The sequence below is a fragment of the Actinomadura sp. NTSP31 genome (genome assembly GCF_041951385.1).
GTDB classification, from domain to species: Bacteria; Actinomycetota; Actinomycetes; order Streptosporangiales; family Streptosporangiaceae; genus Spirillospora; species Spirillospora napierensis.
In genome coordinates, this window is record NZ_JBGNUT010000021.1 from 146039 (window position 1) to 162124 (window position 16086).

Here is a 16086-nt window from a genome sequence, read left to right on the forward strand (position 1 = left end):
CAGGGGACCTAGTCGTGCACGGGGACGGGCCTCGGGTCACGGGTGGAGGCGGTCCGGTAGAGGACCGCGCCGACGCCGTAGGCGGCGACCACCGCGAGCACCGTCCCCGGCGCGACGCCGTCGGACGGCAGCCACGTCGCCGCCGCGGCGGCGGACGCCGCGAACGTGGTGTTGAACAGCATGTCGTACACCGAGAACACCCGGCCCCGGTACGCGTCGTCGATCGTCTCCTGCAGCGTCGTGTCGACGCACAGCTTCACGCCCTGCGACACCACCCCGAGGCCGAACGCGCCGGCCAGCCACGCCGGCTCGGAGAACGGCAGCCCGAGCAGCAGCATCCCCACCGCCGCCGCGGCCAGCAGCAGCGCGATCCACGCCTGCTTGCTGATCCGGCGCACCACCGGCGGCGTCACGATCGCCGCCGCGAAGTACCCGGCCCCCGACACCCCGAGCATCAGCGCCAGCGTCGCCAGCCCCTCGTCGGCGTCGTCGGAGAAGTGGCCGCGGCACAGCAGCAGCGTCATCATCAGGATGATCCCGTACATGAACCGGTGGAACGAGATCGCGGCCAGTGCCAGCGCCGCCGGCCGCTGCCGCGCGATGTGCCGCGCCCCGTCCGAGAGGCCGTTCAGCACCGCGCCCAGCGCGTCGCGCACCCGCGGCGCGTCCGACCCCGGGCCCCGGCCCGCGAGCGCCTCGGCCTCCGCCGGGTAGGGGCCGAGCAGCCCGCGCGGCAGCAGCGTCGCGATCGCTCCGGCGGCCAGGTACATGCCCGCTCCGGCCGCCAGGATCAGCGCCGTCCCGTCCTGCCCGCCGCCGAACAGGGCGCGCAGCAGGTACCCGGCGCCGCCGCCCACGAACGCGATCACCGTCCCGCTCGTCACCGAGAACGCGTTGGCCGTCACCAGCTGCTCGCGCCGCACCACGTGCGGCAGCGCCGCCGACAGCGCCGACAGGAAGAACCGGTTGACGCCGAGCACCACCAGCACCGTCAGGAAGAAGCCGACGCCGTCCTGGCCGCTCGCGACGAGCGCCGCGACGACGAGCACCACCATCGCCCGCAGCACCGGCGTCCACACCAGGATCTGCCGCCGCTGCCAGCGGTCGATGAACACCCCCGCGAACGGCCCGAGCGCCGAGTACGGCAGCAGCGTGACCGCGAACGCCGCCGCGGCCTTGCCCGCCGTCGCCTGCCGCTCCGGGGAGAAGAACACGTAACCGGCCAGCGCGACCTGGAAGACCCCGTCGGTGAGCTGCGACGTCAGGCGGGTCGCGTACAGGCGGCGGAAGTCCCGCCCCCGCACGATCCCGCCCAGCTCACCCGCTTTCACCTGATCAAAGTACCCGCTGCGCGGGCACGGGACGGCGATCCCGCGGGCCCGCCGCGTCGGGCACGGCCGCCGCTACGACAACCAGAGCCGGGTGTAGTCGTAGCCGGCCGCGATGGGGACGAAGCGGGCACCGTGGACGCGGGACGAGCGGAACAGCGTGCTGGCGCGGTCGACGAGCGGGACGATCGCGGCGTCCGCCATGATCAGCTGGTCGGCCTGCTGCCAGTAGCCGGCCGCGCGGGCGGCGTCGGGCGCGGTGAGGGCACCGTCGATCAGCGCGTTGACCTGCGGGTTGTCGTAGCCGCCGTAGTCGGTGGAGTTCTGCCCGTAGGAGCGGCCGTCGAACAGCGGCTGGATGATCGAGCGGCCGTTGTTGCCGTACCAGTCGGGCGTCCAGCCGGGGGCGGCGATGTCCCACTGGCCCTCGCGGGCGCGGGCGGGCGTCGCGATGGTGCTGGAGTAGAAGGAGCCGCCGGTGTCCGGGGTGAGCTTCGTCGCGACGCCGCAGGCGGAGAGGTTCTCCGCGATGGACTGGGCGATGAGCTTGTGGACGCTGTTGGTGCGGTACGGGAACCGCAGCGTGAGCTTCTTGCGGCCCGTCTGCGCCAGGAGCGTGCGGCACTTGCCCGGGTCGCCGGACTCGTTCGGCGTGGGGTACGGGTCGGCGGCGGCGTACCCGGAGTTGCCGGGCGGGATCACCGTGTGCAGCGGCTTCGCCACCAGCGGCCCGCCGACGATCTTGACCAGCGCGCTGCGGTCGACCGCGTACTCCAGCGCCTGCCGGACGCCCCGGTCGGCGAGCGCGCCGCCGTTGTTCGGGCTGTGCAGGTTGAACACCAGGTAGGGGCTGCTGTTCGGGGTCTCCAGGACGGCGAAGCGCGGGTCGTCGCGCAGCCGCGGGATCGCCGACGTCGGGACCGGCTGGTCCCAGGCGAGGTCGGCGGAGCCCTGCTCGATCTGCTGCTGGACGTTCTCCGGCGAGTCCTGGCCGAGGGTGATCTGGATCCGCTCCACGTGCCGCTCGCGGATCGGGTCGGCGTCCTGCCGCCAGGCCGGGTTGCGGGTCAGCAGGTAGGAGATTCCCGGACGGTACTGGGCGATCTGGTACGGGCCGTCCGAGAGCATGTGCTGCCGGAGGCCGGGGCTGTCGGGCACGTAGGCGTCGTACTCGCGCGGCGCGGCGGCGGTGAACGGCAGCGCCAGCAGGTTCAGGAAGTCGCTGGCCGGGCGCTTCAGCGTGAACACCAGCGTCCGGTCGTCCTTGGCGCGGACGCCCTCGATCGCGTGGGCGCGCTGGTAGGCGGCGATCGCCTTGGCGTCCTTGGCGTCCACGCCGGCGAAGCCGCGGCAGAACCCGTCCATGCCCTTGATCGTGGAGATGTAGTAGCCCTTGCCGGCGGACGGCGACGCCGGGTTGCACAGCCGCTGGAACCCGCGGACGAAGTCCTGCGCGGTCACCGGGCGGGGCGGCGAGGTGTTCCACGTGACGCCGGGGCGCAGCCGGATCGTGTAGGTGCGCCCGTTCCTGGCGATGTCGCCGTTCTCCTTGGTGGGCAGCCGGGTCGCGGCGTCGGCCTGGACGGGGATCGTCTCGGCGAGGTCGTTGGACGAGCGGGTGGAGAACAGCGTGCGGGCGAACGTGCGGACGAGCCCGTACCCGCCGACGCTGGCGACCGAGGCGGTGTCCAGGTGCTCGACGTCGGACGAGCCGACGATCCGCAGCGTGTCGCCGTCGCGGGGCGGGCCGTCGGCGGAGGCGCCGCCTCCGCCGCCGCCGCACGCGGCCAGCCCGACCGCGAGCCCGGCGATGCCCGCCGTCACCTTGATCACCTCGCGCGCCATCTCGTCCTCCAGTCCGGCACTCGGCAGCTGGTGTGCGATAACCGGCGGTGTCACAGTAGGGCCAGAGCGTGACAAAGAGCCGCTACATCACGGTTTTATGTAGAGAAGTAAGGACGCCCTGACAGCGGGATGTCCACTGCCAGGGCGCCCTCGGCGTACTTTGTGATCAGGCTCTCAGTGCTCGGGAGCCCTGGTGCCGCCTAGCGGTCGATCTCGCCGGCGATGAACTTCTCGACGGCCTGGCGGGCCTGGTCGTCGTTGTACTGCTCCGGCGGCGACTTCATGAAGTAGCTGCTGGCGGACAGGATCGGGCCGCCGATGCCGCGGTCCTTGGCGATCTTCGCGGCGCGCACCGCGTCGATGATGACGCCGGCGGAGTTCGGGGAGTCCCAGACCTCCAGCTTGTACTCCAGGTTCAGCGGGGTGTCGCCGAAGGACTTGCCCTCGAGGCGGACGTAGGCCCACTTGCGGTCGTCCAGCCACGGCACGTGGTCGGACGGGCCGATGTGCACGTCGGCCTTCGCCATCTCGTGCGGGATCTGCGAGGTGACCGACTGCGTCTTGGAGATCTTCTTGGACTGGAGCCGCTTGCGCTCCAGCATGTTCATGAAGTCCATGTTGCCGCCGAAGTTGAGCTGGTACGTGCGCAGCAGCTCGACGCCGCGGTCCTCGAACAGCTTGGCCATGACGCGGTGCGTGATGGTCGCGCCGACCTGCGACTTGATGTCGTCGCCGACGATCGGGACGCCCGCGTCGGTGAACTTCTGCGCCCACTCGGGGTCGGAGGCGATGAACACCGGCAGCGCGTTCACGAACGCGACCTTGGCGTCGATGGCGCACTGGGCGTAGAAGCGGTCGGCCTCTTCCGAGCCCACCGGCAGGTACGACACCAGCACGTCGACCCGCGCGTCCTTCAGCGCCTGCACCACGTCGACCGGCTCGGCGTCGGACTCCTCGATGATGTCGAGGTAGTACTCGCCGAGGCCGTCGAAGGTGTGGCCGCGCTGGACGGTGACGCCGGTCGGGGGCACGTCGGCGAACTTGATGGTGTTGTTCTCGCTGGCGTGGATGGCCTCGGACAGGTCCATCCCGACCTTCTTGGCGTCCACGTCGAACGCGGCGACGAACTCGACGTCGCCGACGTGGTAGTCGCCGAACTGCACGTGCATGAGGCCGGGGACCCGCGTCTCGGGACTCGCGTCCTTGTAGAACTCGACACCCTGGACGAGCGAAGAGGCGCAGTTGCCCACACCCACGATGGCTACGCGCACGGAACCCATCCGATTGCTCCTTAACTCTCTTGCGGTTGCGATCCTCGCCCGCCCCGGAGGGCGAACGCCACCACTGGCGGGACCTGAGGTGGAGTTCACCCGTCCCAGGTGGGGCCGCTCCTCAGCGGCCCTTGTCCCGAGGCATGTCCTTGTGGCTCTTGCTTTCGAAAGATCTGGCCTGCTGTTCCTGCTCGGCCCGCTCGCGCCCGATCAGCTCGTTGAGCCAGCGGACCTCGCGCTCGACCGACTCCAGCCCGTGGTTCTGCAGCTCCAGGGTGTAGGAGTCGACCCGTTCCCGGGTCCGGCCGAGGGCGGCGCGGACGCTCTCCAGGCGTTCCTCGAGCCGGCTGCGCCGGCCTTCGAGGATCCGCAGCCGGACGTCGGCGCGGGTGTGCGAGAAGAAGGCGAAGTGCACGCCGAACCCCTCGTCCTCCCAGGACGCCGGACCGGCCTCGGTCAGGAGGTTCTGGAGCCGCTCCTTGCCGTCGGCGGTGAGCTTGTAGACGATCTTCGAGCGGCGGCTCTGCAGTGCCAGCGTCGCGTTCGGCTCCTCCGGCCGGTCCTCGATGATCAGCCCGTTGGCGAGGAGCTGCTTGAGGCACGGATAGAGGGTCCCGTACGAGAAGGCGCGGAACATGCCGAGCAGGGCGTTGAGCCGCTTGCGCAGCTCGTAGCCGTGCATGGGGGACTCGTGCAGCAGGCCGAGCACGGCGAGCTCGAGCACGCCCGCACCCTTCCTGGTCGCCATCGCGAGTCCCTCCGCAGAGCCGTATGTCTCCGTTCGATGTATCGAGTGAATGTATCGACTCGATACATCGCAAAGATACGTACCCGGTCGCATCCTGGCAAGCCGGCCGCCGAATCCGGGCGTGCGGAAGCGGCCGCGGACGCCCGCTGAGGGCTGCGAATACGGCGAATTCAGGGTGTATGTGGCGGAAGTGTGTCAAAGTTGCGGCTGGAACCATCCGGCAGCGCCCTGCGCCCCGGCCGCGGGGCACCGCGCCCCGAGCGGCGAGCACGTGAGGAGGATCCACCGACGCCAGGGCGTCCGACCAGCCGGAACGGCACCCCGCCAAGCACCGTGCTCCCCCCGCTCACCAGCCCGCACAGTACTCTTCGGACGGCGCACGAGTCGCCGGCGGCCCGGAGGCCCCCTCCGGACTCCGGTGAACCGCCGTCGTCGTCCCCTGTTGATGAGGTCGCGTGAGTAATCCAAGCCAGCCCCGACCGGAGTCCGGGTCGCCGGGGCCGGGCGGGCACCAGATCCCCCGTCTCGGCCGCACCGGCGAACCGGAGCCCCCGGACGCCCAGCGCCGTGCCGGCGACGCCGGCACCGGCGGGCCGCCGGCCTCCCCGGGCGTGCCCGGGCAGAGCCCCGAGCCCCTCGGCCCCCCGCCGCCCGTGGACGCCTCGGGGATCAAGCTCGACGCGACCGCCGTCTTCGGGCCCCCGCCCGCCGGTCCGCCGGCCTCCGGCGCGCCCGCCCCGCAGCCGCCCGGTCTGCCGGACGCCGGCCTCGCGGGGCCACCGGACTTCGACGCCGACCGCACGCGGAACCTCGGCGCGACCGGACCGGTGAGCCCGCAGCCGGGCGCCGCCTTCCTGCCGGACGACCCGCTCGGCTCCCCCTCCTTCATGAGCGGCTCCGCCGCCCCGTCCGCGGACGCGCCCGGCCCCAAGCACGCGGCCGGCCCGAGCGCCGCGGCCTCTCCCCCCGCCGGCGGCAGCGGCTCGGACGACTTCGGCGGAGACCCGCTGGGCCAGGGCCCGGCCTTCGGTTCTCCCGCGCCCGCCGGGCCCGCGCCCGGTGCGTCCTCGGACTTCGGCGCCGATCCGCTCGGCCAGCGGTCGCTTCCCGGTCCCCCGGCGTCCGGCCCGGTCGGCTCCGCGTCGCCGGGGCCGCTCGGTGCACCGACCGCCGGAGCGAACCCCCCGGTGCGAGGCGACGATGGACCTCTCACCATGCCGGATCTCCACGGTGCCGCCGCCCCGCCGCCGGGAGGAAGCCTCTCCGGCCCCCCACCGAATCCCTCGACACCCCCAGGCCCCGCCGCCCTCGGCAGCGGCCCCGGCGGCCCCGGCGGCGGCCCTGGCGTCCTCGGTGGTCCGGGAGGTCCCGGCGGCTTTGGCGGCCCCGGTGGCCCTGGCGGTTCCGGCGGCCCTGCTGGTTTCGGCGGGCCGGGCGGTCCCGGAAATCCTGGCGCTTTTCGCGGACCCGGTGGACCCGGTGGTCCCGGTGGGCCGGTCGGGCTGAATGCGCCGGGCATACCCGGCGGGCCCGGTGGCCCCGCCGTCGGCGGTGTGCCGGGGCGCGCGGGTTCGGCCGCGGGCGGCGCGGGGGCGGCCGGTGCTCTCGGCGCGATCGGCGGGGTGCTGGCCAAGTTCCGCAGCGGCGGCACGGGCAAGCCGGGAGGCCCGGGCGGTCCCGGTGGCCCAGGCGGTCCCCGTGGGCCGGGCGGGCCGGGTGGTCCCGGCGGGCCGGGGCGCGGTCCGGGGAAGAAGAGCTTCGTCGACCACCTGCGGTCCCGCACCACGGGGTGGCGGCGGTTCCTCCCGTCCTGGAAGGTCGTGACCGGCGTCTTCCTTCTCGGCATCGCCGGCGTCGTCACCATGATCGGGGTGGCGTACGCGAACACGCCGACGCCGCAGGAGCCCACGGTGGCGGGCGTCGAGGACCAGGCGTCGATCTTCTACTACACCAACGGCACCGAGATCGGCCGGATCGGCAAGAAGCGGCAGAGCGTCGAGCTGAAGCAGGTGCCGACGTTCGTGCAGGACGCGGTGCTCGCGGCGGAGAACCGGAGCTTCCGCAGCGACCCCGGGTTCTCGGTCAAGGGCACGGGGCGCGCGGTGTGGGTGAACCTGACCGGCGGGCACGGCGGCGGGTCCACGATCACCCAGCAGCTGGCGAAGAACTACTACTCCGACCCGAACAACCGGACGATGAGCCGGAAGTTCAAGGAGCTGTTCATCGCGGTGAAGCTGGACAAGAGCCGGTCCAAGGACGAGATCCTCAAGCTGTACCTGAACACGATCTACTTCGGCCGCGACACCTACGGCATCCAGGCCGCGTCCCGCGAGTACTTCGGCGTCAACGTGTGGCAGCTCAAGCCGGACCAGGCGGCGACGCTCGGCGGGATGATCCAGGACGCGAACAAGGATCCGGCCGACAAGGCCAACAAGGCGTACGCGACCAGCCGCTACCAGTACACGCTCAAGGGCATGGTCTCGATGGGCAAGCTGTCGCAGGCCGACGCCGACAAGTACATGCGGCGCATGCCGGAGGTGAAGGAGGCCGGCACCGGCGACCAGCTGTACGGCGGGCAGCGCGGCTACATGCTGATGCGCGCCAAGGAGGAGCTGCGCCGGCAGGGCATCGACCAGAAGGAGCTGACGACCAAGGGCCTGCGGGTCTACACGACGTTCGACCGCAAGCGGATGGCGATGGCCCAGAAGGCGGCCGAGCACACCGTCACGCAGGTGAACCCGAGGAAGCTCGCGAAGAAGGGCATCCGCGTCGGGCTGGTGTCGGTGAACACCGCCAACGGCGAGGTCGTCGCGTTCTACGGCGGGCCGGACTATCTGCAGCAGGCGTTCGACAACGTGTGGAGCGGGTCGGCGCAGGCGGGTTCGGCGATGAAGCCGTACGTGCTGGCGACGGCGCTTAAGCAGAACTACAGCCTCAAGAGCATGGTCGTGGGCAAGTCGAAGTCCCCGATCGACCCGGCCACCGGGAACGTCGTCCCGAAGGGGACGGCCGGCGCGGTGGTGGTGCCGAACAGCCACGACGTCGCGCCGGCCGTCGACCTGGTCACGGCGCTGAAGGAGTCGGTCAACACCGCGTTCATCCAGCTGATCGCGAAGGTCGGGGTGCCGGAGACGATCAAGACGGCGAAGGACGCGGGCGTCGCCTCGGACCTGCTCGACCCGTACCGGAAGCAGCTCAACCTGGCGCTCGGCGTGAACAGCATCCGGCCGATCGAGCAGGCGGCGGGCTACCAGGCGTTCGCCAACGGCGGCGTCTTCCACAAGCCGCACGTGATCCGGGTCGTCAAGCAGAGCGACAACAGGACCGTGCGGTTGAGGCCGAAGATCGAGTCCCACCGGGTGTTCGACGCGAAGGTGGCGGCGGACGCGACGTACGCCCTGCAGCAGGTCATCAAGAGCGGTACGGCGACGGCGGCGGCGCTGCCGGACGGGCGTCCCGCCGCGGGCAAGACCGGTACCACCGACCGGAACGTGTCGTCGTGGTTCATCGGGTTCGTCCCGCAGGTGTCGACCGCGGTGACGATGTACAACGACAAGCTCGGGCCGGACCACCAGAAGAAGTCGGTGGTCCTGCCGCAGATCGGCGAGGTCGAGGGCGGGACGATCCCGGCCCGCATCTGGCGGTCCTACATGGCGCAGGCGACCCGGGGCATGGACATCGAGCCGTTCCCGAACCCGGTGTGGGGCGGCATCGTGCAGAAGTGGGCGAAGCTGCCGCCCAAGAAGAAGAAGCACGACGACAGGCCGGCGTGGTGCAACACCCCGATCGGCAAGTACGACCCGCGCTGCAAGGGCGACGGCAATGGCGGCGGCCAGGGCAACGGGCAGCCGTGCCAGACGCCGTTCCAGACCGACTGCGACCCGAACAAACCGCCGAGCAACCCGCCGCCGCCCTGGTGGTGCACGATCCACCGGGGCGACCCCGCCTGCCGCAAGCAGCGGGGCGGCGGCAACCAGCCGAACAGCGCGGCGGTGACACCGCTGCTCCCGCTGACGAGACCGCCCGAATGAACCGGCCGCGAATGAACGGGCAGAGCCTGAACCGGCCGCGACTGAACCGGCGGGGCCGTCCGCGCACGTATTCATGGCCGACGGCCGGGACCCGTCCGCAGGGGGACGGGACCCGGTCCGCCCCGGCCATGCCCACCGAGCCCCTCGACGGATCGGGGTGTGACATGAGCCATGTCCGCGGAACGCCGTGCGGCGCGGCGGCGGACGTCACGCGACCCGATGCGCCGGGACGGGCCGCGGCACGGCGGGGCAGGTCGTCCCGCCGGTGCGGCCCCGCCCGCCGACGGTCCGGACATCCCGGACCCAACGGGCACGTTCCAGTGCGTTCGTCCGGGACGGGGGAGGGCGTCGTTCCTCCCCCGCCCCCCACGCCTCCGGGTGAGCAGTACGCTCGGACGACGCAAAGCCGTACCCCAGTTGATGAGGTCGCGTGAGCAACCCAAGCCGTTACGGACCCGAATACGGAGAGGGCCCCCCTCCCAGGAGGGGCTCCCCCCGCCCCGGCCCCCAGGGAACGCCCCAGGGTGCGCCGCGCGGGGCTCAGGGCATGCCGCGCGGAGCCCAGGGGGCACCGCGCGGGTCGCAGATGGGCGCGCCGACGCCCGGGAGGGCCGCGCCGCGGCCCGGGGCACGGCCGGGCGGGCGGGGCGCGGGCCCCGCGCGGACCGGCGGTCCCGGCGGGCCGGGTGGACCCGGCGGTCCCGGCGGGCGGCGCCGTGCCGCGCCGCCGAACGGGATGCGGACGGGCCCCGGCGGCCCGGGCGGTCCTGGAGGCCCGGGCGGTCCCGGTGGCCCGGGCGGTTTCGGCGGGGACGGCGGCGGACGCAGCGGCCGGCGCGGACGGCGCAAGGACAAGCCGCAGAAGACCGGCTGGCGGAGGTACGTCCCGAACTGGAAGATCGTCACGGCGGTCGTCACGGTGGGGATCCTCGGGATGGCGACGCTGGTCGGGGTGGCCTACGCCAACACCCCGATCCCGCTGGCGAAGCAGGCCGACGTCACCAAGCAGGCGTCGGTCATCAGCTACGCCGACGGGAAGTCCACGATCGCGCGGGTCGGCATGAACCGCGAGATCCTGCCGCTCGCCAAGATCCCGAAGACCGTCCAGCACGCGGTGCTCGCCGCCGAGGACCGCGAGTTCTACGACGAGCCCGGCATCTCCCCGAGCGGCATCGCCGGGGCGCTGTACCGCGCCGCGAGCGGTGGGGACGTCAACGGCGCCTCGACGATCACCCAGCAGCTGGCCCGCAACTACTACCAGGGCCTGAGCCAGAAGCGGACCGTCGGCCGCAAGCTCAAGGAGATCCTGATCTCCGTCCGGATGGGCAACGAGAAGTCGAAGGACTGGGTGCTCGAGCAGTACCTCAACACGGTCTTCTTCGGGCGCGACGCCTACGGCGTCCAGGCCGCCGCGCGCGCCTACTTCCACACGACCGTCGACAAGCTCAACCCGTCGCAGGCGGCGCTGCTGGCGGCGATGATCCAGCGGCCGACCTACTTCAAGTCCTACGGCTCCGACTCCGACCCGGCGAAGCAGGCGCTCATCTCCCGCTGGAACTACGTCATCTCCGGCATGGAGAAGAAGCAGTGGATCACGCCTGAGGAGAAGGCCAAGGCGAAGTTCCCGCAGACGCAGGAGAAGTGGAGCGACATCAAGGACACGGGGCAGGCGGGATACCTCACCGACCGTGTCATCGCCGAACTCGCGACGCTCGGCATCTCCAAGCAGCGCGTCCAGACCGCCGGGCTGCGGATCACGACCACGTTCGACAAGGATCTGCAGAACTACACCGCGACGGCCGTCAAGGAGCTGAAGGCGCAGAAGAACTTCAACAGCACCATCCACTTCGGCCTCACCATGGTGAACCCGAAGACCGGCGGGGTGGTCGCCGCCTACGGCGGCCCGAGCTACAAGACGCAGCAGTTCGACGACTCCTTCCAGGGCCTGGTGCAGCCCGGTTCGTCGTTCAAGCCGGTCGTGCTGGCGACCGCGCTGGACAACGACGTCAGCCTGAAGACCACGCTGGACGGCCACTACCGGCGGGTCATCAACGGGACGCCGTTCACCAACGACAGCCGGTCGGAGAACGGCGTCTTCGACCTGAAGGAGATGACGGCGAAGTCCATCAACACCGCCTACGTCGACCTCGGCCAGAAGGTCGGGCTGGACAAGGTGGTGGACATGGCCAAGAAGATGGGCATCCCGGGGAACACCGAGGGGCTCAACGCCAACTACACCTCGCTGCCCCTCGGCGTCATCACCGCGACGTCGGTCACGATGGCGTCGGTGTACCAGACGTTCGCCGCCGGCGGGGTGCACCGGCCGGCGCACGTGATCCAGTCGATCACGGACGCCAACGGCAACCCGATCGTGAACGACGCGGGCAAGCCGGTGAAGAAGGAGCCGTGGGGCAAGAAGGAGACCCAGGTCTTCAGCTCGGGTGTCGCGGCGGACGCCACGGAGGCGATGCGCGGGGTCGTCACGCACGGCACCGGTACCGGGGCCAGCCTCGGCGCCCGTCCGGTCGCCGGCAAGACCGGTACGTCGTCGCAGAACAAGTCGGCCTGGTTCGTCGGCTACACGCCCGAGTACGTGACGGCCGCCGCGATGTGGCGGTCGACCAAGGACGGCAAGACCCAGAAGTCCCTGGTCGGCATCGGCGGGTACAGCCAGGTCTACGGTGGTACGGTCCCGGCCGAGCTGTTCAAGATGGTCATGACGAAGGCGCTCGAGGGCAAGGAGATCACGCCCTTCCCGCCGGCGGTCAACGGCGGCACCGTCGCCCCGTGGGCGGTCGCGAAGCCCGAACCGACGACGTCGCCGACGACCTCCCCGTCGGCGACGAACTCGCCGAAGTGCAACGGCAACGGCCAGGGGCAGCAGCAGAACGGGCAGCCCTGCCCCACCAGGTCGCCGAACCCGTCGATCACGCCGACGTCTCCGGCGACGGGCCAGCCCTGCAACAGCATGGGCATGCCGCTCGGCTGCAACCCGAACCTCCCGCCGACCGACCCGAAGGCGCTGGAGCGATGGTGCAGGACGCACCCGAACAACGACGCCTGCAAGACGGACGACCCGGGAGGCCAGGAGCCGAACGGGAGCACCGGCAACTGAGCGCGAGCGCATGAACGGAACGGCCCGGAGCCCGGCGGCTCCGGGCCGTTCCGCTTTCCCGAGGGTTTCCCGGACGTCCGGACGCGCGGGCGGTGCGCGGGCGTGCTCTTTGCGCGCCGACCAATAGTCTGCTGTCCATGTCGTCGTCTTTTGAGAGGGTCGCGATGGCGGGCGCCGCGACCGGGACGGGTCCGGCCGGGGAACGCGGCCGGCTGGCACGGCTCGCGCCCGTCCTGGCGGGTGCGGCCGCCGTGGTGTGCGCGCTGGGGTGGCTGCAGAAGCAGCCGTGCGCCTCGGCGAAGTTCGACTTCATCAAGACGACGACGCGCGCCTGCTACACCGACGTGTACCCGCTGTACTACGTGCGCGGCCTGAACGACGGGAAGGTCCCCTACTTCGACTCGTTCACCGGCTCCGACATCCACCACGTCGAGTACCCGGTGCTGAGCGGCGGGTTCATGCAGCTGGTCGCGTGGCTCGTCCGGCCGTTCGGGGTGGACGAGCGCGGGATGGCGTTCTACAACGTCACCGCGCTGCTGCTGGCCGTCCTGGCGGTCGTCGCGGTGCTGGCGACCGCGTACGCGGCGGGGCGGCGGTCGCTGCGCGCCGGGCTGATGGTGGCGCTGTCGCCGTCGCTGCTGCTCACCGCGTACATCAACTGGGACCTGCTCGCGGTGGCGCTGTCCGCGCTGGCGCTGGCCGCCTGGTCGTCGCGCAGGCCGGCGCTGGCCGGCGCGCTGCTCGGGCTGGCGGTCGCGGCGAAGTTCTATCCGCTGCTGTTCCTCGGCCCGCTGGTGCTGCTGTGCGTCCGCGCGGGGCGGTGGCGTGCGATGGGGCGGATGCTCGCGGGCACCGCGGGCGCCTGGCTGGTCGTGAACGTGCCGGTGATGGTGTTCGCGTGGGACGGCTGGGTGGAGTTCTACTCTTTCAGCCAGAAGCGCGGCATCGACTGGGGCTCGATCTTCTTCGTCCTCCAGGACCACGGGCTGTCGGACGTGGCGGCCGACACCGACCAGCTGAACCTGGCCGGGACGGGAACGTTCCTGGTGCTCGCCGCCGGGATCGCGGTGCTCGCGCTCGCGGCGCCGCGCCGTCCCCGCCTGCCGCAGCTGATGTTCCTGGTGCTGGTGGCGTTCATGTTGCCGAACAAGGTCTGGTCGCCGCAGTACGTGCTGTGGCTGCTGCCCCTCGCCGTCCTGGCGCGCCCCAAACTGCCGGCCTTCCTGGTCTGGCAGGTCGGGGAGATCCTCTACTTCTTCGGCATCTGGTGGTACCTGCTGTCGGTGTCGTTGCAGGTGCCCGGCTCGGACCTGTCGTCGACCCTGTCGGCGGCGCTGCACCTGGACGCGCCGGAGGGCGGCATCAGCCAGGACGTGTACACCATCGCGCTGCTCGCCCGGTTCGTGACCGTGCTGGCGATGGCGGTGCTGGTGGTGTGGGACGTCCTGCGCCCGTCCGGCGACATCGTGCGGACGGGCGGCGAGGACGATCCGGCCGGCGGGGTGCTCGACGGCGTGGACGACGTGGTCTCGCTCCGCCGGTGGCGGGGCGCGCGGCACCTGCGCACGGGCGCCGCCGCGGCCCCCGCCGGCTGAGGCGTCAGCGGCGCAGCGCCGCCAGGAACCACTCGAACACCGGGACCATCGAGGGCGGGACGGGCCAGCCGTTGATCACGGCGAGCAGCTGCCAGTACCGCTCGGCGCGCCGGTCGCCGCCCACCTCCAGCCGGTGCAGCAGCCGGGCGCGGAAGTCCGGGCCGTCCTGCTCGCCGAACGCGCCGGCGTAGGCGGCGGCCAGCTCGTCCACGACGGGCCGGGCCGCGTCGGACGCCGGGTCGATCCCGTTCTCGATCGCCGCGCCCGCCTTCGCGAGTGTGATCCCGGTCAGTTCCGCCATGCCCTCCGGGGCCGCGCCCCGCGCGGACTCCTCGGCCTGGAACTCCGCCATCCGCCGGACGGCCGCGCGGAAGTCGGGGTCGCCGACCAGTTCGGCCAGCTCCACCCACGCGTCGACCTGCTCGGGCGCGGGGTCGTCGGGCAGTTCCGGCAGCGCCGCGCGCATCTTCGCGGCGAAATCGGGGTTCACCTCCAGCCCGGCGAAGGTCTCGTCGACGAACGCGGTGATGATCCGGTTGCGTTCCTCGTCGGACAGTTTGGCGAGCTTGTGCATCAGTTGGACCTCCTCGGGGGCGGAACCGCGCTTGGCCACCGCGCGCAGCACGGCCCGGCGCAGCCGGAGCGTGCGGATCTGCGCGTCGAGCGCCTCGGCGTGCGCCGCCGCGACGTCGCCGACGGTGATCTCGCGGGCCAGCACCCGCCGCACGGTCTCCAGGTCGACGCCGAGGTCGCGCAGCGTGCGGACCAGGTCGAGGCGGGTGGCCGCCGCGATGTCGTAGAGCCGGTAGCCGGCCGGCGACCGGCCGGTGGGCGGCACCACCCCGGAGTCGGAGTAGAACCGGATCGTGCGGACCGGCAGGCCGGTCCGCCGGGCCAGATCCCCGATCGTGTACAGGGTGTCGCCGTCCATGTCCTCCACCTTGCGGGCTCCAGCCGGTGGAGACTCAAGCCGTTCGCCGGGACGATTGCGGCGAGGCGAGGATTCCGCAGGCGAATGCCGGGGATGATCGCGGCGGGCGGGGCGCGCGGCCTCGGTGTTCCCGCCCGCGAGGGGGACGACCGGCGGGAGACGACGTGGACGCGAATCTGGCACTGGACGAACTGCTCGCCGGACGGCTGCGGCCGGGGGTCTACCAGTGGCGGGCGCCCGCCGTCCCCGGCGCCGTCGGCGACGCGTCCTGGACGGAGCGGGCGGAGGAGGCCGGCTGGCGCGGCTTCCACCTCGACGGCCGCCGCGTCCACGGCAAGGACGCGTTCCTGCGGCTGTGCGCGGAGGTCTTCGAGTTCCCCGACTGGTTCGGCGGCAACTGGGACGCCCTGGACGACTGCCTCTCCGACCTGTCCTGGACGCCGACGAAGAACGGCTACCTCGTGCTGTACGAGTCGTGGGCCGAACTGGCCGACAGCGACCAGGCCGCGTTCCGGACCGTCCTGGACGTCTTCGGCGGCGCGGTCAAGGCCTGGCAGGACACCCCCACGCCCATGGTGGTGCTCCTGGCGAGCGTGGGCGTGGAGGTGGCGGGCGTTCCCCGGCTGGCGTGACGGCGCGCACGCGGCCGGACGCTCAGTACGTGCTGGTGCTCGCGGCGCTGCCGAACATGATCGCCCACAGCCAGACGTAGAAGATCCAGAAGATCACCCAGCCGGCGGTGACGATGTAGCCGAGGATCAGGCCGGCCAGGGCCATGCCCGAGCCCTCCTCGTGCGTCCGCTTGATCTGGCCTTGGGCGACGTGCCCGAAGATGATCGCCAGGACGGACGTCAGGCCGCAGCTGACGAAGCCGACCAGTCCCAGGACCATCGACGCGGTCGCCATGCCGTTGGTCCCGCGGCCGGTCGGGCCGGATCCGCCGCCGTAGTAGTGGTGCTGCACCGCCGGCTGCGAGTACGGCTGGGGAGCGTAGGGGTCGTTCGAGCCGTAGCCGTAGGGATCGTACGGGGGCTGGGCCATGGGGGGCTCCCGATCGGTTCGCGCGCCCGCCGCCGGGTGGACGCACGTGCGCTGATGGGCTGGGTTCCGGATTATGCCAGTGTGACGGGACATTGCGCGTTTGTCGCCATGCCGGCCGTCACTGAGGTTGGATGCCCGGCGGGCCGCCGCGGTTCCACGTATGGCCTGATCCTGCCAGGGT

10 protein-coding genes are annotated in these 16086 nt (G+C 71.8%); 4 read left to right on the forward strand and 6 right to left on the reverse strand.

Annotated elements, in window-relative coordinates; translation table 11 throughout:
* Positions 1 to 8: 8 nt before the first annotated feature.
* From ACA514_RS31230 to ACA514_RS31245, 4 genes are all read right to left on the reverse strand, one after another.
* Positions 9 to 1331, reverse strand: coding sequence for an MFS transporter (locus ACA514_RS31230; RefSeq protein ID WP_375044842.1), 1323 nt, complete (start codon positions 1329 to 1331; stop codon positions 9 to 11).
* Positions 1332 to 1403: 72 nt separating this feature from the next.
* Entirely contained in the window at positions 1404 to 3173 is a 1770-nt protein-coding gene (locus ACA514_RS31235; protein WP_375044843.1) for an ABC transporter substrate-binding protein, read from the reverse strand.
* Positions 3174 to 3373: 200 nt separating this feature from the next.
* Positions 3374 to 4453, reverse strand: a complete 1080-nt coding sequence (locus tag ACA514_RS31240; RefSeq protein WP_375044844.1) for an inositol-3-phosphate synthase — start codon at positions 4451 to 4453, stop codon at positions 3374 to 3376.
* Positions 4454 to 4565: 112 nt separating this feature from the next.
* On the reverse strand, positions 4566 to 5192 hold the full coding sequence (locus ACA514_RS31245) for a helix-turn-helix transcriptional regulator (RefSeq protein ID WP_375044845.1): 627 nt from the start codon (positions 5190 to 5192) through the stop codon (positions 4566 to 4568).
* 1553 nt (positions 5193 to 6745) lie between these two features.
* On the opposite strand from ACA514_RS31245, the gene ACA514_RS31250 reads away from it, so the two are divergent.
* From ACA514_RS31250 to ACA514_RS31260, 3 genes are all read left to right on the forward strand, one after another.
* Positions 6746 to 9223, forward strand: a complete 2478-nt coding sequence (locus tag ACA514_RS31250) for a transglycosylase domain-containing protein (RefSeq protein ID WP_375044846.1) — start codon at positions 6746 to 6748, stop codon at positions 9221 to 9223.
* Positions 9224 to 9959: 736 nt separating this feature from the next.
* Positions 9960 to 12338 (forward strand): transglycosylase domain-containing protein, encoded by a 2379-nt coding sequence (locus ACA514_RS31255; RefSeq protein WP_375044847.1) that lies wholly within the window; start codon positions 9960 to 9962, stop codon positions 12336 to 12338.
* Positions 12339 to 12475: 137 nt separating this feature from the next.
* Positions 12476 to 13933: a glycosyltransferase family 87 protein gene (locus ACA514_RS31260; RefSeq protein WP_375044848.1), complete on the forward strand. Its 1458-nt coding sequence runs from the start codon at positions 12476 to 12478 to the stop codon at positions 13931 to 13933.
* A 4-nt stretch (positions 13934 to 13937) separates the two neighbouring features.
* Here ACA514_RS31260 and ACA514_RS31265 read toward each other — a convergent pair whose 3' ends face one another.
* Positions 13938 to 14864, reverse strand: coding sequence for a MerR family transcriptional regulator (locus ACA514_RS31265; RefSeq protein ID WP_375044849.1), 927 nt, complete (start codon positions 14862 to 14864; stop codon positions 13938 to 13940).
* A gap of 164 nt (positions 14865 to 15028) precedes the next feature.
* Here ACA514_RS31265 and ACA514_RS31270 point away from each other — a divergent pair, with 164 nt between their 5' ends.
* Complete coding sequence (locus ACA514_RS31270; protein WP_375044850.1) at positions 15029 to 15496, forward strand: barstar family protein; 468 nt, start codon at positions 15029 to 15031, stop codon at positions 15494 to 15496.
* A gap of 22 nt (positions 15497 to 15518) precedes the next feature.
* On the opposite strand, the gene ACA514_RS31275 is transcribed toward ACA514_RS31270, so the two are convergent.
* Positions 15519 to 15905: a DUF4190 domain-containing protein gene (locus tag ACA514_RS31275; RefSeq protein WP_375044851.1), complete on the reverse strand. Its 387-nt coding sequence runs from the start codon at positions 15903 to 15905 to the stop codon at positions 15519 to 15521.
* Positions 15906 to 16086: the final 181 nt, after the last annotated feature.

Bases quoted from the DNA above. Each gene is read 5' to 3' on its own strand.
- ACA514_RS31235 (WP_375044843.1), bottom strand. From the start codon at position 3,173: ATGGCGCGCGAGGTGATCAAGGTGACGGCGGGCATCGCCGGGCTCGCG.
- ACA514_RS31240 (WP_375044844.1), bottom strand. From the start codon at position 4,453: ATGGGTTCCGTGCGCGTAGCCATCGTGGGTGTGGGCAACTGCGCCTCT.
- ACA514_RS31245 (WP_375044845.1), bottom strand. From the start codon at position 5,192: ATGGCGACCAGGAAGGGTGCGGGCGTGCTCGAGCTCGCCGTGCTCGGC.
- ACA514_RS31255 (WP_375044847.1), top strand. From the start codon at position 9,960: ATGCGGACGGGCCCCGGCGGCCCGGGCGGTCCTGGAGGCCCGGGCGGT.
- ACA514_RS31260 (WP_375044848.1), top strand. From the start codon at position 12,476: ATGTCGTCGTCTTTTGAGAGGGTCGCGATGGCGGGCGCCGCGACCGGG.
- ACA514_RS31265 (WP_375044849.1), bottom strand. From the start codon at position 14,864: ATGGACGGCGACACCCTGTACACGATCGGGGATCTGGCCCGGCGGACC.
- ACA514_RS31275 (WP_375044851.1), bottom strand. From the start codon at position 15,905: ATGGCCCAGCCCCCGTACGATCCCTACGGCTACGGCTCGAACGACCCC.